Source organism: Aquibium sp. A9E412 (assembly GCF_030398335.1).
Classification (GTDB): Bacteria; Pseudomonadota; Alphaproteobacteria; order Rhizobiales; family Rhizobiaceae; genus A9E412.
Window position 1 is genome coordinate 11522 of the sequence record NZ_JAOAOP010000011.1, and the last position, 17704, is coordinate 29225.

The 17704-nt window shown below is 73.7% G+C and carries 13 protein-coding genes; 4 read left to right on the forward strand and 9 right to left on the reverse strand.

Annotated elements, in window-relative coordinates:
• Window positions 1–25: 25 nt before the first annotated feature.
• From hutU to hutI, 4 genes are read right to left on the reverse strand one after another with little or no spacing between them, the layout of a single operon-like run.
• Window positions 26–1699 carry a urocanate hydratase gene (gene hutU, locus N1F89_RS06755; RefSeq protein WP_290082755.1) on the reverse strand — a complete coding sequence of 558 codons (1674 nt, stop codon included), beginning with the start codon at window positions 1697–1699 and terminating at the stop codon, window positions 26–28.
• Window positions 1696–2508, reverse strand: coding sequence for an N-formylglutamate deformylase (gene hutG / locus N1F89_RS06760; protein WP_290082757.1), 813 nt, complete (start codon window positions 2506–2508; stop codon window positions 1696–1698). The genes hutU and hutG overlap by 4 nt, the downstream gene beginning before the upstream one ends.
• Complete coding sequence (gene hutH / locus N1F89_RS06765) at window positions 2505–4061, reverse strand: histidine ammonia-lyase (RefSeq protein ID WP_290082759.1); 1557 nt, start codon at window positions 4059–4061, stop codon at window positions 2505–2507. The genes hutG and hutH overlap by 4 nt, the downstream gene beginning before the upstream one ends.
• A complete protein-coding gene (hutI, locus tag N1F89_RS06770) occupies window positions 4058–5266 on the reverse strand; it encodes an imidazolonepropionase (RefSeq protein WP_290082760.1) in 1209 nt (402 codons plus the stop codon). Before hutI ends, hutH begins: the two co-directional genes overlap by 4 nt.
• 74 nt (window positions 5267–5340) lie before the next feature.
• Here hutI and N1F89_RS06775 point away from each other — a divergent pair, with 74 nt between their 5' ends.
• Together N1F89_RS06775 and N1F89_RS06780 are read left to right on the forward strand one after the other, a co-directional pair.
• A complete protein-coding gene (locus N1F89_RS06775) occupies window positions 5341–6705 on the forward strand; it encodes a formimidoylglutamate deiminase (protein ID WP_290082761.1) in 1365 nt (454 codons plus the stop codon).
• Entirely contained in the window at window positions 6702–7403 is a 702-nt protein-coding gene (locus tag N1F89_RS06780) for a GntR family transcriptional regulator (protein WP_290082763.1), read from the forward strand. The genes N1F89_RS06775 and N1F89_RS06780 overlap by 4 nt, the downstream gene beginning before the upstream one ends.
• Window positions 7404–7587: 184 nt before the next feature.
• On the opposite strand, the gene N1F89_RS06785 is transcribed toward N1F89_RS06780, so the two are convergent.
• Window positions 7588–8619 (reverse strand): serine protease, encoded by a 1032-nt coding sequence (locus N1F89_RS06785; protein ID WP_290082765.1) that lies wholly within the window; start codon window positions 8617–8619, stop codon window positions 7588–7590.
• Window positions 8620–8903: 284 nt separating this feature from the next.
• Between N1F89_RS06785 and N1F89_RS06790 the strand changes: the two genes are divergently transcribed.
• Complete coding sequence (locus N1F89_RS06790; protein ID WP_290082766.1) at window positions 8904–9950, forward strand: serine protease; 1047 nt, start codon at window positions 8904–8906, stop codon at window positions 9948–9950.
• A 113-nt stretch (window positions 9951–10063) separates the two neighbouring features.
• Window positions 10064–11863, forward strand: coding sequence for a hypothetical protein (locus N1F89_RS06795; RefSeq protein WP_290082767.1), 1800 nt, complete (start codon window positions 10064–10066; stop codon window positions 11861–11863).
• On the opposite strand, the gene amrB is transcribed toward N1F89_RS06795, so the two are convergent.
• From amrB to N1F89_RS06815, 4 genes are read right to left on the reverse strand one after another with little or no spacing between them, the layout of a single operon-like run.
• On the reverse strand, window positions 11833–13575 hold the full coding sequence (gene amrB / locus N1F89_RS06800; protein WP_290082768.1) for an AmmeMemoRadiSam system protein B: 1743 nt from the start codon (window positions 13573–13575) through the stop codon (window positions 11833–11835). The two genes, N1F89_RS06795 and amrB, sit on opposite strands and share 31 nt — an antisense overlap.
• Complete coding sequence (locus N1F89_RS06805) at window positions 13572–16619, reverse strand: caspase family protein (RefSeq protein WP_290082770.1); 3048 nt, start codon at window positions 16617–16619, stop codon at window positions 13572–13574. The genes amrB and N1F89_RS06805 overlap by 4 nt, the downstream gene beginning before the upstream one ends.
• Entirely contained in the window at window positions 16600–17256 is a 657-nt protein-coding gene (locus N1F89_RS06810; protein WP_290082771.1) for a hypothetical protein, read from the reverse strand. The genes N1F89_RS06805 and N1F89_RS06810 overlap by 20 nt, the downstream gene beginning before the upstream one ends.
• Window positions 17253–17657 carry a hypothetical protein gene (locus N1F89_RS06815; RefSeq protein WP_290082773.1) on the reverse strand — a complete coding sequence of 135 codons (405 nt, stop codon included), beginning with the start codon at window positions 17655–17657 and terminating at the stop codon, window positions 17253–17255. Before N1F89_RS06815 ends, N1F89_RS06810 begins: the two co-directional genes overlap by 4 nt.
• Window positions 17658–17704 lie beyond the last annotated feature (47 nt).

Here is a 17704-nt window from a genome sequence, read left to right on the forward strand (position 1 = left end):
GTTTGGCTCGTTCTCGTCGCCGGCCTCAGTTTCCCAGGATCGCCGGCAGCCGCAGGCCCGTCTCGCGCGCGCAATCGAGCGCGATGTCGTAGCCGGCGTCGGCATGGCGCATCACGCCGGTCGCCGGGTCGTTCCACAGAACGCGCTCAATGCGCCGCGCCGCCGCCTCGCTGCCGTCGGCGCAGATCACCATACCGGCGTGCTGCGAGAAGCCCATGCCGACGCCGCCGCCGTGGTGCAGCGACACCCAGGTGGCGCCCGAGGCGGTGTTGAGCAGCGCGTTGAGCAGCGGCCAGTCCGACACCGCGTCCGAACCGTCCTTCATCGCCTCGGTCTCGCGGTTGGGCGAGGCGACCGAGCCCGAATCCAGATGGTCGCGGCCGATCACCACCGGCGCCTTCAGTTCGCCGCTGGCGACCATCTCGTTGAAGGCGAGGCCGAGCCGGTGGCGGTCGCCGAGCCCGACCCAGCAGATGCGCGCCGGCAGCCCTTGGAAGGCGATGCGCTCGCGCGCCATGTCGAGCCAGCGGTGCAGGTGGGCGTCGTCGGGCATCAGCTCCTTCACCTTCTCGTCGGTGCGGAGGATGTCCTCGGGGTCGCCGGACAGCGCCGCCCAGCGGAACGGCCCGACGCCGCGGCAGAACAGCGGCCGGATGTAGGCCGGCACGAAGCCGGGGAAGGCGAAGGCCTTGTCGAAGCCTTCCTCGCTGGCCACCTGGCGGATGTTGTTGCCGTAGTCGAGCGTCGGCACGCCGGCCTCCCAGAAGGCGACCATCGCCTCGACATGGCGGCGCATGGAGGCGCGCGCCGCCGTCTCAACCGCCTGCGGATCGCTCTCGCGCCGGGCGCGCCATTCGGCCAGCGTCCAGCCCGCCGGCAGGTAGCCGTTGAGCGGGTCGTGCGCCGAGGTCTGGTCGGTGACGATGTCGGGCCGCACGCCGCGCCGCACCAGCTCGGGCACGACCTCGGCGGCGTTGCCGAGCAGGCCGACCGACTTCGCCTCGCCGGCCTTCGTCCAGCGCGCGATCATCGCCAGCGCCTCGTCGACGCTGTCGGTCTTCTCGTCGAGGTAGCGGGTGCGCAGGCGGAAGTCGATGCGGCTCTCGTCGCACTCGACGGCCAGGCACGCCGCGCCGGCCATCGCCGCGGCGAGCGGCTGTGCGCCGCCCATGCCGCCGAGGCCGGCGGTCAGGATCCAGCGGCCGGAAAGGTCGCCGCCATAGTGCTGGCGCCCGGCCTCCGCGAAGGTCTCGTAGGTGCCCTGCACGATGCCCTGCGAGCCGATGTAGATCCACGAGCCGGCCGTCATCTGGCCGTACATCATCAGCCCCACCTTATCGAGCCGGTTGAAGTGCTCCCAGGTCGCCCAGTGCGGCACCAGGTTGGAGTTGGCGATCAAGACGCGCGGCGCGTCGGCATGGGTGCGGAAGACGCCGACCGGCTTGCCCGACTGCACGAGCAGCGTCTCGTCCTCGCCGAGGCTCCGGAGCGCGGCGACGATGCGGTCGAAATCGTCCCAGGTGCGCGCGGCGCGGCCGATGCCGCCATAGACGACGAGCTCGTTGGGGTTTTCCGCCACGTCGGGATCGAGGTTGTTCATCAGCATCCTGAGCGGCGCCTCGGTCGTCCAGAAGCGGGCGCTGAGCGCGTCGCCGCGCGGCGCGCGGATCGTGCGGATGTTGTGGCGGGGATCGGTCATCGGGATGCTCCGGGCTTCATCGACAGCGCGATCGCCTCGATGCGCGTCAGGATCGTCTTGAGGTGGCCGCGCAGCCGCCCGGCCTTGTCCGCGTCATAGGCGAAGGGCGGCGCCTCGGTGGCCAGGTGCGTCGCCTGGGCGAGCTCCATCTGGATGGCGTGCACGTTCTCGGCCGGGTTGCCGTAGTGGCGGGTCGTCCAGCCGCCGCGGAAGCGGCCGTTGACGACGCTGGAATGGCCCGGTGCCGCCGCGCAGATCTCGGCCACCGCCGCTTCGATCTCGGGCGCGCAGCTGCGGCCGCCGTCGCTGCCGATGTTGAAGTCGGGCAGCCGGCCGTCGAACAGGAACGGGCAGCGCGAGCGGATCGAGTGGCAGTCGTAGACGACGGCGACGCCGTGCCGCTCGCGCACGCGCATGATCTCGTCGGCGAGCGCGGCGTGGTAGGGCTGGTGGAAGGCGGTGAGCCGGCGCGCCGTCTCGGCCCGGTCGGGCATCGCGCCGTCGCGCCAGATCGGCCGGTTGTCGAAATCGGTCACCGGCACCAACCCGGTGGTGTTCTGCCCAGGATAGAGGCTCTTGCCGGTCGGGTCGCGGTTGGCGTCGATCACGTAGCGGTGGAAGGTGGCGCGCACGGTGGTCGCCTCGGGCAGCAGCCCGTCGTAGAGGCGATCGACATGCCAGTCGGTGTCGCGCAGGAGCCGCCCTTCGGCGTTGAGCGCGTCGCGGACGGCGTCGGGCACATGCGTGCCCGTGTGCGGCAGGCCGAGAATGACGGGCGAGGCGCCGCGGCTGACCTCGACGGGGGTCATCGTGCGGCCTCCGCCGCGTCCGCGCCGAGGGCGGGCAGGATGTCCGGCGCGACCGCCGCCTCGAGCCCGCCATCGGCGACGAGGGCGGCGGCCGCCTGCAGGTCGGGTGCCAGGTAGCGGTCGTCGCCGAGCGCCGGCACCACCGCGCGGATCGCGGCATGGGCGCGGGCGAGCTCCGGGCTGGTGGCGAGCGGCGCGCGCAGGTCGATGCCCTGCGCGGCGGTCAGCGCCTCGATGCCGACGATCGCGGCCAGGTTGTCGGCCATCGGCCCGAGCCGCCGGGCGCCGTGGCAGGCCATCGACACGTGGTCCTCCTGGTTGGCCGAGGTCGGCGTCGAATCGACCGAGGCGGGATGCGCCATCTGCTTGTTCTCCGCCATCAGCGCGGCCGAGGTGACCTCGGCGATCATCAGCCCGGAGTTGAGCCCCGGATTGCGCGCCAGGAAGGGCGGCAGGCCGAACGACAGCGCCGGGTCGACCAGCAGCGCGATGCGCCGCTGCGCGATGGCGCCGACCTCGCAGATGGCGAGCGCGATCTGGTCGGCGGCGAGCGCCACCGGCTCGGCGTGGAAGTTGCCGCCCGACACCACCGCGCCGTCCGACAGCACCAGCGGGTTGTCGGTCACCGCATTGGCCTCGACGGCGAGCGTGACGGCCGCCTGGCGCAGCACGTCGAGGCAGGCGCCGTCGACCTGCGGCTGGCAGCGGATGCAGTAGGGGTCCTGCACGCGCTCGTCGCCCTCGCGGTGGCTCTCGCGGATCTGCGAGCCGGCGAGCAGCCGACGCAGCGCCGCGGCCGCGTCGATCTGGCCGCGGTGGCCGCGCAGCGTGTGGATCTCGGCCCGGAACGGCGCCGAGGAGCCCATCGCGGCGTCGGTCGACAGCGCGCCGGTGACGAGCGCCGCGCGCGCGGCGCGATGCGCGGCGAACAGCCCGGCGAGCGCCAGCGCGGTCGACACCTGGGTGCCGTTGATCAGCGCCAGGCCCTCCTTGGCGGCGAGTGTGACCGGCGCCAGGCCGGCCTTCTCGAGCGCCGCCCCGCCCGGCATGCGGCGGCCGTCGACGAGCGCCTCGCCGGCGCCGATCATCACGGCGGCCAGGTGGGCGAGCGGCGCCAGGTCGCCGGAGGCGCCGACGGAGCCCTTTTCCGGCATCACCGGCACGACGCCGCGCGCCAGCATCGCCTCGAGCAGCGCGACGAGCTGCGGCCGCACGCCCGAGGCGCCGCGCCCGAGCGAGACGAGCTTGAGCGCCATGACCAGCCGCACGAGCGGTGCCGCGAGCGGCGCGCCGACGCCGCAGCAGTGCGACAGGATGAGGTTGCGCTGCAGCGTGGCGGTGTCGTCCGCCGCGATGCGCACGCTCGCCAGCTTGCCGAAGCCGGTGTTGACGCCGTAGACCGGCCGGTCGCCGCCGGCGATGGCGGCGATGCGCGCCGCGGCGGCCTCGACCGCCGGCCGGCAGGCGGGGTCGAGCGTCACCGCCCGCTCGCCGCTATAGACCGCCTCCAGCGTGGCGAGCGGCACCGCGCCGGGCGTCAGGACGATGCTCATGCGAGGCCCTCCGCGATGCGCCGGTGGAGCGGGTTGAAGCCGATGCGGTAGGCGAGCGCGGCCGGCTCGGCGACGTCCCACACGGCGATCTCGGCGCGCTTGCCGGGCGCCAGCGTGCCGGTCTCCTGCGCGAGGCCGAGCGCGCGGGCGGCCTCGCGCGTCGCGCCGGCCAGCGCCTCCTCCGGCGTCAGGCGGAACAGCGTCGCCGCCATGTTGAGGGCGAGCAGCGGCGAGGCGAGCGGCGAGGAGCCGGGGTTGCAGTCGGTCGCCACCGCCATCGGCACGCCGGCCGCGCGCAGCGCGGCGACCGGCGGACACTGCGTCTCGCGCAGCGTGTAGAAGGCGCCCGGCAGCAGCACCGCGACGCTGCCGGCCGCCGCCATCGCCGCCACGCCCGCCTCGTCGAGATACTCCAGATGGTCGGCCGACAGCGCGCCGTAGGACGCCGCGAGCGCGGCGCCGCCGAGGTTGGAGAGCTGCTCGGCATGCAGCTTGACCGGCAGGCCGAGCGCGCGGGCGTGGGCGAACACGCGGTCGATCTCGGCCGGCGAGAAGGCGATGGTCTCGCAGAAGCCGTCGACCGCGTCGACCAGGCCTTCGCGATGGGCGGCCTCCAGCCCGGGCAGGACGACCGCGTCGATGTAGGCGTCGGGGCGCTCGCGATACTCCGGCGGCAGCGCGTGGGCGGCCAGATAGCTGGTCTTCACGCGCACCGGCCGCTCGCGGCCGAGGCGGCGCGCGGCGCGCAGCATCGCGAGCTCGTCGTCGACCGTCAGGCCGTAGCCCGACTTGATCTCGACGGTCGCCACGCCCTCGGCGATCATCGCGTCGAGGCGCGGCAGGGCGGCCGCCACCAGCCCGTCCTCGTCGAGCGCCCGCGTCGCCACGACGGTCGACACGATGCCGCCGCCGGCGCGCGCGATCGCCGCGTAGCTGGCGCCCTGAAGCCGCATCTCGAACTCGCGCGCGCGGTCGCCGCCGAAGACGATGTGGGTGTGGCAGTCGATCAGCGCCGGCGTGGCGAGCCGGCCGGCGAAATCCTCCGCCGGCGCGTCGGCCCGGTCGGCCGGCAGCGCCGTGCGCGGCCCGAGCCAGGCGATGCGGCCGGCCTCCACCGCGATCGCGCCGTCCTCGACCAGCCCGTAGGGCGGGCCGCCGGGCTCCATCGTGGCGATGCGCAGACCTGTGTACAGGCGCCGGGACATGGCGCGCCCCTCGTTTTCATGTCTGGACTTAACGCTATTATGTATATACAAAAAATGTCAACAGGGAGCGGGCCATGTTTCGCATTCTCGCCGGGCGGGCGCTGACGCCCGAAGGATGGCAGGACGGCGTCGAGGTCGCCGTCGGCGACGACGGGCGCATCGTCTCGGTCGCGCCCGGTCACGGCGCCGCGGCCGACCGCACCGTGCCCGTGCTGCTGCCGGCCGTCGCCAACCTGCACAGCCACACCTTCCAGCGCGCCATGGCCGGGCTCGCCGAGCGGCGCGGGCCGGCCGGCCGCGACAGCTTCTGGACCTGGCGGGCGGTGATGTACCGCTTCCTCGACCTGCTCGATCCCGACGACGTGGAGGCCGTCGCCGCGATGGCCTTCGTCGAGATGCTCGAGGCGGGCTATGCCGCGGTCGCCGAGTTCCACTACCTGCACCACGCGCCGGGCGGCGCCGCCTATGCCGACCCGGCCGAGCTCGCCGGGCGCATCGCGGCGGCGGCCGCGACCGCCCGCATCGGCCTGACGCTGGCGCCGGTCCTCTATCGCCGCGGCGGCTTCGACGGCGCGCCGCTCGCCGGCGGCCAGCAGCGCTTCGGCACGACGCGCGACGGCTTCGCCCGGCTGGTGGAGGCGAGCGGCCGCCATCTCGCCGCCCTGCCGGCCGATGCCGGGCTCGCCGTCGCGCCGCACTCGCTGCGCGCCTGCGCGATCGACGACGTCGGCTTCGCCGCCGAGCTGCTGCCCCAGCGGCCGGTGCACATCCACGTCGCCGAGCAAGAGGCCGAGGTCGAGGCGTGCCTGGCGGCGACCGGCGCGCGGCCGGTCGCCCACCTCATCGACCGCCTCGCCGTCGACGGCCGCTGGTGCCTGATCCACGCCACGCACATGACGCCGCAGGAGACCGCCGCGCTCGCCCGGTCCGGCGCGGTCGCCGGGCTGTGTCCGGTGACCGAGGCCAATCTCGGCGACGGCATCTTCGCCGGCGCCGCCTTCGCCGGCCATGGCGGCTGCTTCGGCGTCGGCACCGATTCCAACATCCGCATCAGCCTGACGGAGGAGCTGCGCCAGCTCGAATACAGCCAGCGGCTGCGCGAGCGCGCCCGCGTGGTGCTGGCCAGCGCCGAGCGCTCGGCCGGCCGCTTCGTCCATGCGCAGGCGCTGGCCGGCGGCGCGGCCGCGCTCGGCCGCGACAGCGGCGCGCTCGCCCCCGGCCTGTGGGCCGACATGGTGGCGCTCGACCCCGACCGCTTCGCCGGCAGCGGCGCCGGCGACGGCCTGCTCGACGGCTGGATCTTCACCGGTTCCGACGCCGCGGTCACCGACGTGTGGTCGGCCGGCCGCCACGCGGTGCGCGACGGACGGCACGTCGCGCGCGCGGCCGTGGCCCGGCGCTATCGCGGCGTCGTCGAGCGCTTGGCGGGCCGGCTGTGAGCGGCACGGCGCGCCGCTCCTCCCGCGCCATCAAGGCGGAGATGGTGCGCCGCATCGCGGCGCGCGAATGGCCGCCCGGCGGGCTGATTCCCGGCGAGGAGGCGCTGGCGCGCGAGTTCGGCGCCGCCCGCGCCACCGTCAACCGGGCGCTGCAGGAGCTGGCGCGCGCCGGCCTGGTCGAGCGCCGGCGCAAGGCCGGCACGCGGGTCACGCTCAGCCCGGTGCGCGAGGCGCGCATCGCCATTCCGCTGGTGCGCCACGAGATCGAGAGCCGCGGCGCCGTCTACAGCTACACGCTTCTGTCGCGCGCCATGGAGGCGGCGCCCGAGGTCGTGCGCGCCCGCCTGGCGCTGAAGCGCGGCACGCGGCTGATGCATGTGCGCTGCCTGCACCTGGCCGACCGCGCCGCCTATCAGTACGAGGATCGCTGGATCAATCCGGCCGCCGCGCCGGGCGTCGAGGCGCAGGACTTCGAGCGCACCGGGCCGAACGAGTGGCTGGTCGCCAACCATCCCTTCTCGGAGGCCGAGTTCGCCTTCGCGGCGGCTGCCGCGGGCGACGAGGAGGCGGCGCTGCTCGGCGTGCGACCGGGCGATCCGGTGTTCGTCGCCGAGCGCCTCACCTGGCTCGCCGGCGAGCCGGTCACGCTGGTGCGGCTCGTCCATCCGGCCTCGCACCGCATGGTGAGCCGGTTGTGACGTCCGCCGCCAGAGCCTGTCCAGGCGGCGTGGAATCCGGTTCGCCGTCCGCAAACGCGTCAAATCGACAAGCTGGAGCCGATCTGCGTTTCCGTGAAAAGCAGATCGCAGTGAGGGGCAGACCGCGCCAAGGGGGCGGCCGGTCCGCGCCCGCCGCCCCGTACTCGCGTGTCCGCGCGCCGCCTCAGAGACCGGCCTTCTCGCCGATCCAGTCGCGGTAGTTGGAAAGCCGCGTGTAGATGCCGTAGGCGTTGGCGTGGCCGCAGGCCGCGCCGGCGTCCATCGGGCCTTCGCCCCAGCTCACGATGCCGACCTGCACCAGCGCGCCGTCGCGCGTCATGAACAGCGGCCCGCCGCTGTCGCCGTTGCAGGCGTCGCGCCCGCCGGTCTCGACGCCGGCGCACAGCATGTTGCCGGTCAGCGGGTCGGCCATCTCCGCCGTGATGGCGCGGGTGGCCGCGTCGATCGACTGGTCGGAGTAGCGCATGCGCTGGGCGAAGTGGCGCAGCACGTTGCCGAGGTCGCGGGCGTAGATGTCCTTGATGCCGCTGTTGCACGCCGCGTTGGGATAGAGCGCGATCTCCGCCTCCATCAGCGCCATCGGAAACATGCCGTTTTCCATCATGCCCCAGCCGATCACGGTCGCCGCGCCCTCGGCCGGCGTGTCGGCGGCGAGCGCGATGGTCGGCGCGTCGGCCGGCTCGGCCAGCCGCAGCAGGCCGATGTCGTTGTCGAGCGTCGTCTCGTCGTAGCCCTCGTGCACGATCACCTCGGCGACCGCATGCCGCGCGCCCTCGGTGAGCTCGGTGGCGCCGGTCAGGATGGTGACCGCCTCCGCCGGGATCGGCTCGCCGTAGTCCATCAGGCAGTGCGCCGCCGTCAGCACCCATTGCGGCGCGATCAGGCTGCCGCCGCAGAACTGCGCGTCGGCCTGGGTCATCGGGTCGTCGTCGAGCATGACGCTGGTCAGCAGCGCCACCTGGAAGGGCCACTCGCCCGGGTCGGCCTCCTGACCGCCGAACACGCGGTCCTGCGTGTCCGTCGCCGCGTTCTGCTCGGCGCGCGCCTTCGACACGCGGTCGATCGGCGAGCCGACGCTGCGGCCCGGCAGCTCCATCACCGGCAGCTCCTGGGCGGCCGCCGGACCCGCGGCCGGCAGGCCGAAGGCGAACGCGGCGAGCGATGCGGCCGCGGCGTGTTTGAACCGTTCGAGCATGCGAATGTCCTCCTGAGACGATGCTTCCCAAAGCAAGCCTGTGCACGGCTTTCGCGCCGGCGCAAGCGGTCGCGCGCGGCCCCCGCGGCCGGCGCAGCGGGCATCCTTTACGGCAATTGGGGACAGAATGGGACCGTTTCGCGCGGCCGGCCGCCGATGCCGCTTGCCAGCCGACCTGCCGGCTGCTGGAATCCGCGGCGGGCGCACGACGCCCGGCGGGACCACGGTGTCGACACGATTGTCCGCCTTGATCCGGCCGTTGCTGACTTTGGGAGAGTTCACACATGAAATCCATCGAACGCAAGTGCCTGCTTCCGGCCCTGCTTGCCGCCGCGCTGGCGGCCGGCCCGGCCTGGGCGCAGTCGACATCGGGCAGCGCCGGCAGCGGCGAGACGCCACGCGCGGCGATGCCCGGCGGTGAGCTGAAGACCGAGGGCGCGGCGCCGATCGAGCCGCTGGAGATCGAGGAGGATGCGGTGACGCGCGACCTCGAGCTCGATCCGGGCAAGCTTGAGGAGGATCTGACGACGGTGAAGCGCGCCCGCGGCGGCGAGGTCACGCGCGAGGCGGCGAGCGGCCGGCTCAAGCGCGCGCTGTCCGGCGCGGAGGGCGGCGATCCGGCCTTCGACATGCAGGAGGAGGATCGCCAGGTCTTCGGCGACGACGACCGCGTGCAGATCCGCGACACCTCGCCCTATCCGTTCCGCGTCTTCGGCCTGCTGCAGGGCGAGAACGCCGACGGCGGGCTCGGCAACTGCTCGGCCACGCTGATCGGCCCGCGCACGCTGCTGACGGCGGCGCACTGCCTGTACAGCCACGAGAACGGCGGCTGGCTCGACAACTTCGTCTTCGCCCCCGGCCTCAACGGCATGAACGATGCGCCCTTCGGCGTCTTCGAGTACGAGGCGGCCTACATCTTCGAGGGCTACCTGTCGAACTATCAGGGCTACTACGGCTCGGTGGTGCCGTGGGACATCGCGGTCGTTCACCTGCAGGAGCCGGTCGGCGACTGGCTCGGCTGGCTCGCCGTCGGCTACGACGACAATCTCGGCGACTTCTACGCCAACATCGTCGGCTATCCCGGCGACAAGCCCGGCGGCACCATGTGGCGCTCCAACTGCGACGTCAGCCGCCAGAACATGGCCGAGCTCTACTTCCAGTATCTCTGCGACACCTATCCCGGCTCGAGCGGCAGCTCGGTCTACAAGTACACCGCGGCGACGCAGGAGCGCATCGTCTACGGCGTCAACGTGGCCGAGAGCCCGCAGGCCAACACCGCGGTGCGCATCAACCGCGTCTACTTCGAGTGGATCGTCAGCCTGCTGAAGTGAGCGGCCGCGGGCCGGTCCGCGCGACCGGCCCGCACGCCGCGCGCCGCTGCCGGTTGCGCGCGGGCGGCGCAGTTGGTTTACTGACCCTGCGGCATAGGCTGGGGGTGTCTGCAATGCATGTCAGGGGTTGGATCGGGCGGTCGGCACTGCTGGCCTCGGTGGTGCTGGCCGTCGGCACGGCGGGTCCGGCGGCGGCCGGCGAGGGCGCCTGGGCCGAGCGCGTCCAGGTGCTCTATCTGCGCGAGGGCAACACGGTCGCGCGCCAGAGACTGCGGGTCTGGGACCCGCATCCCGACAAGAACCTCGAGTTCACCTGGGAGCCGGCGGGCGGCGACGGCGGCCGGCTGGCCAGCGAGGGCGGCCTCGTCGAGGGACGCGGCAAGCTCGTCTGGCGCGTGCGCGGCTCGGCGAGCTACGACCCCGCCACGATCTACTCCGTCTACGAGGGCGAGATGCGCGCCGGCCGGCCGCACGGCACCGGCCGGCTGGAGATCCGCACCGGCGCCGTCTTCGAGGGCGAATGGCGCGCCGGCGTGCTGCACGGCCGTGGCCTGCATCTCGACGCCGAGGGCAACCGCTATGAGGGTCTCTTCGCCGACGGCCGGCCGCATGGCGAGGGCCGCTACCTGGCGGCCAACGGCACCATCTACGAAGGCCCCTTCGTCGACGGCCGGCGCCACGGCACCGGCGTCACCACGCTGGCCGGCGGCACGCGCTACGAGTCGCGCTGGCAGGCCGGCCGCGAGGTCGGGCCGCGCGGCGCGGAGGTGCTGGCCGACCCGCTGGTCGGCGGTCTGCTCAAGGCGCAGACCGGCGGCGACGCCGACCGGGTGGAGTTTTCCGTCATCGTCGACCCGCGCATGACCCAGCGCTCCGACATGCAGTACACCCACTATGTGCGCGAGGAGGACGTGGCGATCTTCCCGCAGGAGACCGCCTTCAACGACGCGTGGAACGGCACCGGCACGATCACCGCCTTCGGCGGCCTGTTCGACTTCATCGACTGGGAGGATGCGCCGGCCTTCGTCGAGGTCGAGCTGGCGACCACCGACGGCTCGCGCGTCGAGCTCGACCAGATGGAGCTGCAGGTCGCGCGCAGCGACGCCTACCGCAAGCCGATGCTGTCGATCCGGCAGCATTTCGGCTGCGTCGGGTTCCGCCCCTCCTTCTCCTTCGTCAACAACGGCTGGGGCGACGTGCGCGACGCGACGCTGTCGCTCGCCTTCACCAACCCCGACCGCCGCGGCGTCTCAACGCGGACCTTCAGCCACCCGATCGGCAGCTTCGGCGACGGCGGCGACGTCTCGCTGCTCGAGGTGTTCCGGGCTGCCGGCGTCGACACCGAGACGCTCGAGACCGAGCGCTTCGAGTGCCCCTCCGTCGACAGCCTGGGCGTCTGCCGCAACCAGGTGTTCAACCGCGTCGATTTCGGCGAGGTGGCCGATGCGGTGGCCGGCGACCAGACGCTGACGACGCGCGCCGAAGGCACGATCGACTACGCTTGGGCCGACGACGAGGGCAACGTCTTCCAGATGCAGGAGCCGTTCAGCGTCGACATCTCGCTGGCGGTGATCGAGGTGCCGCAGGAGCTGGCCGAGTGCGGCGCCGGCTTCGGCGGCTCGCCGGAGGCGCTGCGCTATCTCGACATCGAGCTGCCGGTCGGCGAGCGCGACTACACCGTCGACCTGCCGGTGCGCGGCAACCGCAACCAGCCGGCCTTCACCAGCCGGCTCAAGCTGTCGTCGGCCATGTCGTCGGTCCATCGCTTCCGCGCCGCGGCCCGGCTGGGCGACGGCAGCATGCGCTACTCCAAGCCGGTGACGCTGTTCTTCCTGCGGCCCAAGGCCTCCGAGTTCGTCTCCACCATGCGTCCGGTGCAGTGCTATCTGGAGCCCGGCCTGGGCGCCTGCTGAGCGCGCCCGGCGGCGCGGTCGAACAGCACCGGCAGGTCGACGCGGCGGGCGAAGAAGGTGCCCTGCGCGAAGACGCGGATCTCGATCAGCGCGCCGGAGCTCGTCTCGGCCGTCTGGTCGAACAGGAAGTTGCCGAGCGAGTGGTGCAGCAGCGTCTCGCCGCCGGCGAGCGCCACCGGCCCGTCGCTCGCCACATGCGGATGCGCGCCGACGATGGCGCCGGCGCCGGCCAGCCGCAGCCGGTCGGCGAGCAGCCGCTCGCGCGGTCCGGGCACGGCGACGTATTCGCGCCCCCAGTGGATGAAGGCGACGAGCGGCCGGTCGGCCGGCGCGGCCGCCAGCACGTCGAAATCCGCGGCCGCAAGCAGGTCGACCTTCTGCGGACCGGTCGAGCTCAGATCGGTGAAGCCCGCGACCGACAGATGCGGCAGGTCGACCCGCTCGCCGGGACCGAAGGCGGCGAGGCCGGCCGCCGCGAGCGCGGCGCGCGTCTCGCGGTAGCCGGCCGCGCCGAGGTCCATCGCGTGGTTGTTGGCCAGCCCGACCGCGGCGACGTTGAGCCGCTTCAGCCAGGCGACCGTCAGCTCCGCGTTCATCGCCAGCGTCATGTGGTCGAGCCCCTCGGGCACGTTGGGCAGCACGACGCCCTCCAGATTGACCACCAGCGGCGCGCCGCCGGTCGCCGCCAGCACCGCCGCGGCCACCCGCTCGGCATTGGCCTCCGGCAGCAGGGCCGCCACCATCGCCCGGCCGAACAGCGTGTCGCCGGCCAGGTAGTAGCGCGCCACCGCGTCGCCCGGCGGCGGCGGGCTGCCGTGCTGCGGCGCGTAGGCGACCACCATGTAGCTCGTCGTCTCGGCGACGTGGTGGTCGGCATATTGCTGCGCGTTCTCGCTCGCCAGCACCAGCGGCACCGCGCCGTGCCGCTCGCGCTGCAGCCGCGTCTGCAGGTAGAGCGCGCCGAGTGAATCGACGTGGTCGGGCTGGCTCAGCCCGGCGATCTGCTCGAGGTCGCCGGCGGCGATCAGGTTGAGCGTCTGCTGGTCGAAGCGGCGCGCGGCGTGCTGCGGGTGATAGTGCGAGAAGTCGCTCGACTGGACGACCAGCGTGTCGCCGTCGACGAGCGGCGCCAGCGCCTCGGCCAGCCGGTCCCAGGCGTCGCGGCGGGCGCCGATGGCGATCGCCACCGGCAGCACGCGGGCGTCGGGAAACTGCCGCTTGAGGAACGGCAGGATGGCGCGCACGCCGTGCTCGCGGGCGAACAGGCAGGACTCCTCGACCAGCCCGCCGCCGGCCGTGAGCAGCGCGCGGGCGGCCGCGCCATCCGTCGCGACGCGGCCGTAGACGGTGTCGAAGTCGCGCGCCGTGGTGGCGAACGGCGCGTCGGCCGCGAAGAAGTGGTCGGGCGCCAGGAGCACGATGCGGCGGTAGCGCCCCGCGCCTGCGGCCGCCACGCCGCGCGCGATCAGGTGGCCGGCCAGCATGTGGTGCGGCACCGTCAGGCCGGTCAGCCGCGTGGGGTGCGGCGCCACCGGCCCCGCCTTCTCGATCGCCGCGTCGAACAGCGCCGTCGACAGGTGGAAGCGCGCGAACGGCCGGTCGCCCGGCGGGCAGGCCGGCGCCGCGCCGGCCCGGCCGGCGGCGACGAGGGCGAGGCCGAGCGCCAGGGCGAGCGCGGCGCAGCGCGCGAGACGGGCGGCAGGCTGCGTCATGGCCGGGCGAGCAGGAAGTTTTCGGTCTGCGACAGGTGGTAGAACGGCGCCTGGCGGTCGGCCGTCAGTTCGCGCACCGTGCGGTCGATGTGGTCGGCCAGGCCGAGGATGCGCACCCCGTCGCGGCTCGCCGCCGCGCCGCGCATGCCGTCGAGCACGGCGTAGGTGAAGACGCCGTGGCCGAGCTCGGCGCGCTCCTCGGCGACGTTGTTCGGCGCGGTCGCCGACAGCACCACGATGCGCGCGTCGGCCGCCTCCTTCTCCAGCCGCGGGTTGAACGCGTTGGCGGCGTGGCAGGTGTCGAGCAGCATCATGCGTCGGCCGCGGGCGCGCTCCAGCGCGCGCTGCATGTCGCGCCAGTCGACCAGCGACGAGCGCCGCCAGCGGTCGGGCTCGGCCTTCCGCCCGTCGGTCGGGATGAAGTAGTAGTCCTCGTCGATGTTGATGCCGTGGCCGGCGACGAAGACGATGGTCGTGTCCTGCGGCTCCGGCAGGTCCATGAAGTCCTCGATCGCGTCGCTCACCGTGTCGGCGTCCGGCTCCAGGATGTTGTCGGCGCCGACGATCGCCTCGAGCGCCCGGGCGCGCTCGGGCTCGGCCTCGAGCGCGGCGCGGTTGACCAGGACGCGCGCCTCCATGCCGTCGAACAGCGGCGCCGTGCGCTCGGCCACCACGCGCATGAACTCCGCCGCGTCGTCGACCGGAAAGGCGAGGTCGCATGACCGGCCGTTGCAGTCGCTCGGCAGGAACGGGTACTGCTCGACGCCGACCGCCACGACGTAGAGCGTGCCGGCCGCCTCCGTCGGCCCCTTGGCCTTGGCCAGCGCCTTGACGCTGCGCTCGGTCAGATAGCCGAACGCGTTGTAGCCGGTGATGCGGATCTCGTTCTCGCCCGCCTCGACCGGCACCTCGATGACGATGCGCCCGCCGTCGGCGCCGCCGAGCGAGCGGGTGGCGACCTGCGCGATGCGCCGGTCGTTGGCAAGCACGGCGAAGCTCTCGACATCCGCGCCGGCCTCCGCCGCCCCGGTGATCTCGACGGCCACATAGCCGTCGGCCGCCGGCACGTCCTCGGCGAGCCGCACGGAGAATTCCGGCGGCCGCCGCTGCAGCAGCGTGGCGAGCTGCCGGTCGGTGCCGCGCAGCTCGCGTGCCGCGCCCGCCGCGTCGCCGGTGATGATGGCCCGGCGCACGATCTCCGGGCTGTGCAGATACGTCTTGAGCTGGCGCGCGGTGATGAAGCGCGCCGCGCTGTCCCGCCCCTGGTTGACGTGCCAGCCGACGAAGGAATCGCCGTTCGGCGAGGAGTTGAAATAGCCCTGCGGCGTCCAGATGATCCATTCTTCGCCGGCAAAGAACATGCTGGCGATCAGCGCCCGCGTTTCGAGGTTCCACAGCCGCAGCGTCTGGTCGTCGGCCCCGGTGACGAGCAGCGCCGCGCCCGGCGCCTCGGCCATGCCGTGCAGCTCGCCCGTGTGGCCGTCGAGAAATTCGCCGGCAAAGCGCCCGTCTCGTGTCGAATAGGCGATCATCGTGCCGTCGTTGCCGCCCGTCACCAGCGCGTCGCCGCCGGCGAGCAGCGTGAAGGCGCCGTGCAGATAGCCCGTCGTGGCGTCGTTCTCGATCGCCGCCACCGTCTCGCCGTCGCGGCGGATCTGCAGCACCGCGTTGGCCAGGTCCTCCGCGCCGCCCGGCGCCGCCGCGAGGCTGAGCGCGCCGGCCTCGAAGACGGCGCGGCGCATCGGGCCGTGCGCGGGGGCCATCGGCGCGGGATCCTCGAAGCTGCGCTCGGCGGTCGGCAGCGGCAGGTGGTGGTCGAGCCGGCCGAGCGTCGTCGGGCAGGCGGCCTCGCGCGGGCACGGGTCGTCGTGGCCCCAGGCGACCGCCGTGCCGTCCGGTGCCACGCCGACCGCGGTGACCGGCCGGCCGGCGCCGACGAGAAGCGCCTGCCGCTCGCCGCTCGCCGCGTCCCACACGTGGATGGCGTTGCGCTCGCCGCCGGCCGTCGCCACCAGCGCCCCCTCGGGTCCCGCCGCGCCGGCGAACACGGTGTCGTCGTGGCCGCGGTAGCTGAGCGCCGGCTCGGCCTCGCCGAGCCGCCACACCACCGTGCCCTCCTCGGCGATGCACGGATAGCCGCAGCTCGCCGCCAGCCGCGTGCCGTCGGGCGTGAAGCTCAGCGCGCCGACCAGGAAGCCGAGCGCCGGCTTTTCCTCGACCAGCGCGCCGTCGGCGGCGCGCCACACCTGCACCAGCCCGTCGCGGTTGCCGGTGGCGAACAGGCTGCCGTCCGGCGACACGGCGAGCGCCCGCACGCTGGTGTCGCGCAGCGCGTCGGCCGCCGCCGGCAGCGCGATCTCGCGCTCGCTCTGCATGTCCCACAGCCGGATGCCGTTGTCGGCGGTGGCGGCGACGAGCCGCGTTCCGTCCGCCGCGAAGGCGAGCCGGGCGATGTGCCAGGAATCGCCGTCGAGCCGGCTGTGCGGCGTCCAGCCGGCCGGCGCCGCCGCATCGCGCCGCCACACATAGGCGTAGCCGTCCTGGCCGCCGGCGGCGAGCCACGCCCCGTCGGGCGAGAAGGCGACCGCGTAGACGGCGAACTCGTGGCCTTCCAGCAGGCCGGTCATGCGGCCGGACTTCAGGTCGAACAGCCGGATGTCGCCATAGGGCGGCGTCTCGCCGAAGCCGGGGCCGAAGAAGCCGCCGGCGGCGACCGTGCCGCCGTCCGGCGACACCGCCACGGCGAACACCTTGCCCTCGTGGCCGGGGCCGATCTGGCCGCGGATCGTGCGGATCGTCACGCCGGCGCGCCAGTCCCACACGCGGATCGTCTTGTCGTCGGAGGCCGAGACCAGCATCTCGCCGTCGGGCGAGAAGGCGAGCGCCTTGACGGTGGCGCGGTGGCCGCCGGTGTCGAGGTCGAGAGTGAAGTCCGGCGCGTCCTGCGCCGCCGCCGGCAGGACGACGACGAAGAGCGCCGCCAGCAGCGCCGCCGCGCCGGCGCGGGCGGCCCGCCCGCGGGCGCTAGCCGCCGTCGCCCACATAGCGCTCGATCGGCCGCGCCAGCGTCGTCTGGCCGAGACGGCGCTGCTGGCGGATATGGCCGCCGAAATAGCTCCAGAAGGACACCGCGAAGTCGCGGAAATAGGCGTCCGCGATGCGTCCGGAGCACAGGTTCTCCTCCACGCAGGAGGACAGCCGGTTGAGGAAGTAGACGATGGCGTCGAAGTGCTGCGCGAAGGTCTCGGCGGGCATCGTGCCGCCGTCGCCGGCCATCGCCTCGAGCCCGATGCGCTCGCGGTAGACGGCGAGCTCGCCCGGCCCGGCATTGGCGCCGAGCAGGCCGGCATACTGCTCGTTGAGGCCGGCGAGCCGCTGCTTGAGCGCCCGCTGCGCGGCCTGGAACTCCTCGCGCTCCCACAGCTCGACGAGCTCGAGCGTGCGCTCGACGCGCTTTTCCTCGCGCGCCTGCATGTACTCGTAGACGGTGAACAGGCCGCCGAGGATGAGGAAGACGCGCACCGCGAAGCCGACCCAGGCGTAGCTCACCATGCGCCAGTCGTCCGACAGGAACGGGTTGCCCTCGGCCTTGCCGTCCTGCGTGGCGACGTCGGGCGCGGCCTCGAGGATCTCGCCGCGGCTGGCCGAGCGCATGCTGCTGCCTGTCGGCAGGCGGCTCACGGGCAGCCCTCCAGGTCGATGCGCGCCAGCGGGTCGAGCGGCATGTCGGGCGCCTCGAGCTTCTGCCTCAGGCAGGCGAGCTGGCCGCGCGACAGGATGAAGCGCAGATCCGGCTCCTCGGCCGCGCGCGTCGGCTCGGGCAGCGCCTCGACGACGCCGCGCGGCGTCTCGCAGCCGCTGAGGTCGACCGCCACCAGCCCGGCGTCGCGCCGCGCCAGGCCGCTGTACTGGTCGAGGAAGCAGGCGGCGAGCGTCGCGTTGGTCAGCACGCTGCGCGCGCAGATGCCGCAGTCCTCCGCCGCCCCGGCGGGCGCCGGCGCCAGCATCAGGCCGGCCGCCGCCGCGGCAAGGGCGCCTGCCGCCCGGCGGCGCCGGCCCGGGCTTCGCTCGCTCTGCGCCATCATCCGGTTCCCTGTGCGAGGCGCCGGCGCGTCGGTCGCCGGCCCCT

What these genes read in the sequence shown, in the direction of transcription:
- N1F89_RS06815 (WP_290082773.1), bottom strand. Translation starts at nt 17,657, where the DNA reads ATGGCGCAGAGCGAGCGAAGCCCGGGCCGGCGCCGCCGGGCGGCAGGC.
- amrB (WP_290082768.1), bottom strand. Translation starts at nt 13,575, where the DNA reads ATGACGCAGCCTGCCGCCCGTCTCGCGCGCTGCGCCGCGCTCGCCCTG.
- N1F89_RS06795 (WP_290082767.1), top strand. Translation starts at nt 10,064, where the DNA reads ATGCATGTCAGGGGTTGGATCGGGCGGTCGGCACTGCTGGCCTCGGTG.
- hutI (WP_290082760.1), bottom strand. Translation starts at nt 5,266, where the DNA reads ATGTCCCGGCGCCTGTACACAGGTCTGCGCATCGCCACGATGGAGCCC.
- hutU (WP_290082755.1), bottom strand. Translation starts at nt 1,699, where the DNA reads ATGACCGATCCCCGCCACAACATCCGCACGATCCGCGCGCCGCGCGGC.
- N1F89_RS06790 (WP_290082766.1), top strand. Translation starts at nt 8,904, where the DNA reads ATGAAATCCATCGAACGCAAGTGCCTGCTTCCGGCCCTGCTTGCCGCC.
- N1F89_RS06775 (WP_290082761.1), top strand. Translation starts at nt 5,341, where the DNA reads ATGTTTCGCATTCTCGCCGGGCGGGCGCTGACGCCCGAAGGATGGCAG.
- N1F89_RS06805 (WP_290082770.1), bottom strand. Translation starts at nt 16,619, where the DNA reads ATGTGGGCGACGGCGGCTAGCGCCCGCGGGCGGGCCGCCCGCGCCGGC.
- N1F89_RS06785 (WP_290082765.1), bottom strand. Translation starts at nt 8,619, where the DNA reads ATGCTCGAACGGTTCAAACACGCCGCGGCCGCATCGCTCGCCGCGTTC.
- hutG (WP_290082757.1), bottom strand. Translation starts at nt 2,508, where the DNA reads ATGACCCCCGTCGAGGTCAGCCGCGGCGCCTCGCCCGTCATTCTCGGC.
- hutH (WP_290082759.1), bottom strand. Translation starts at nt 4,061, where the DNA reads ATGAGCATCGTCCTGACGCCCGGCGCGGTGCCGCTCGCCACGCTGGAG.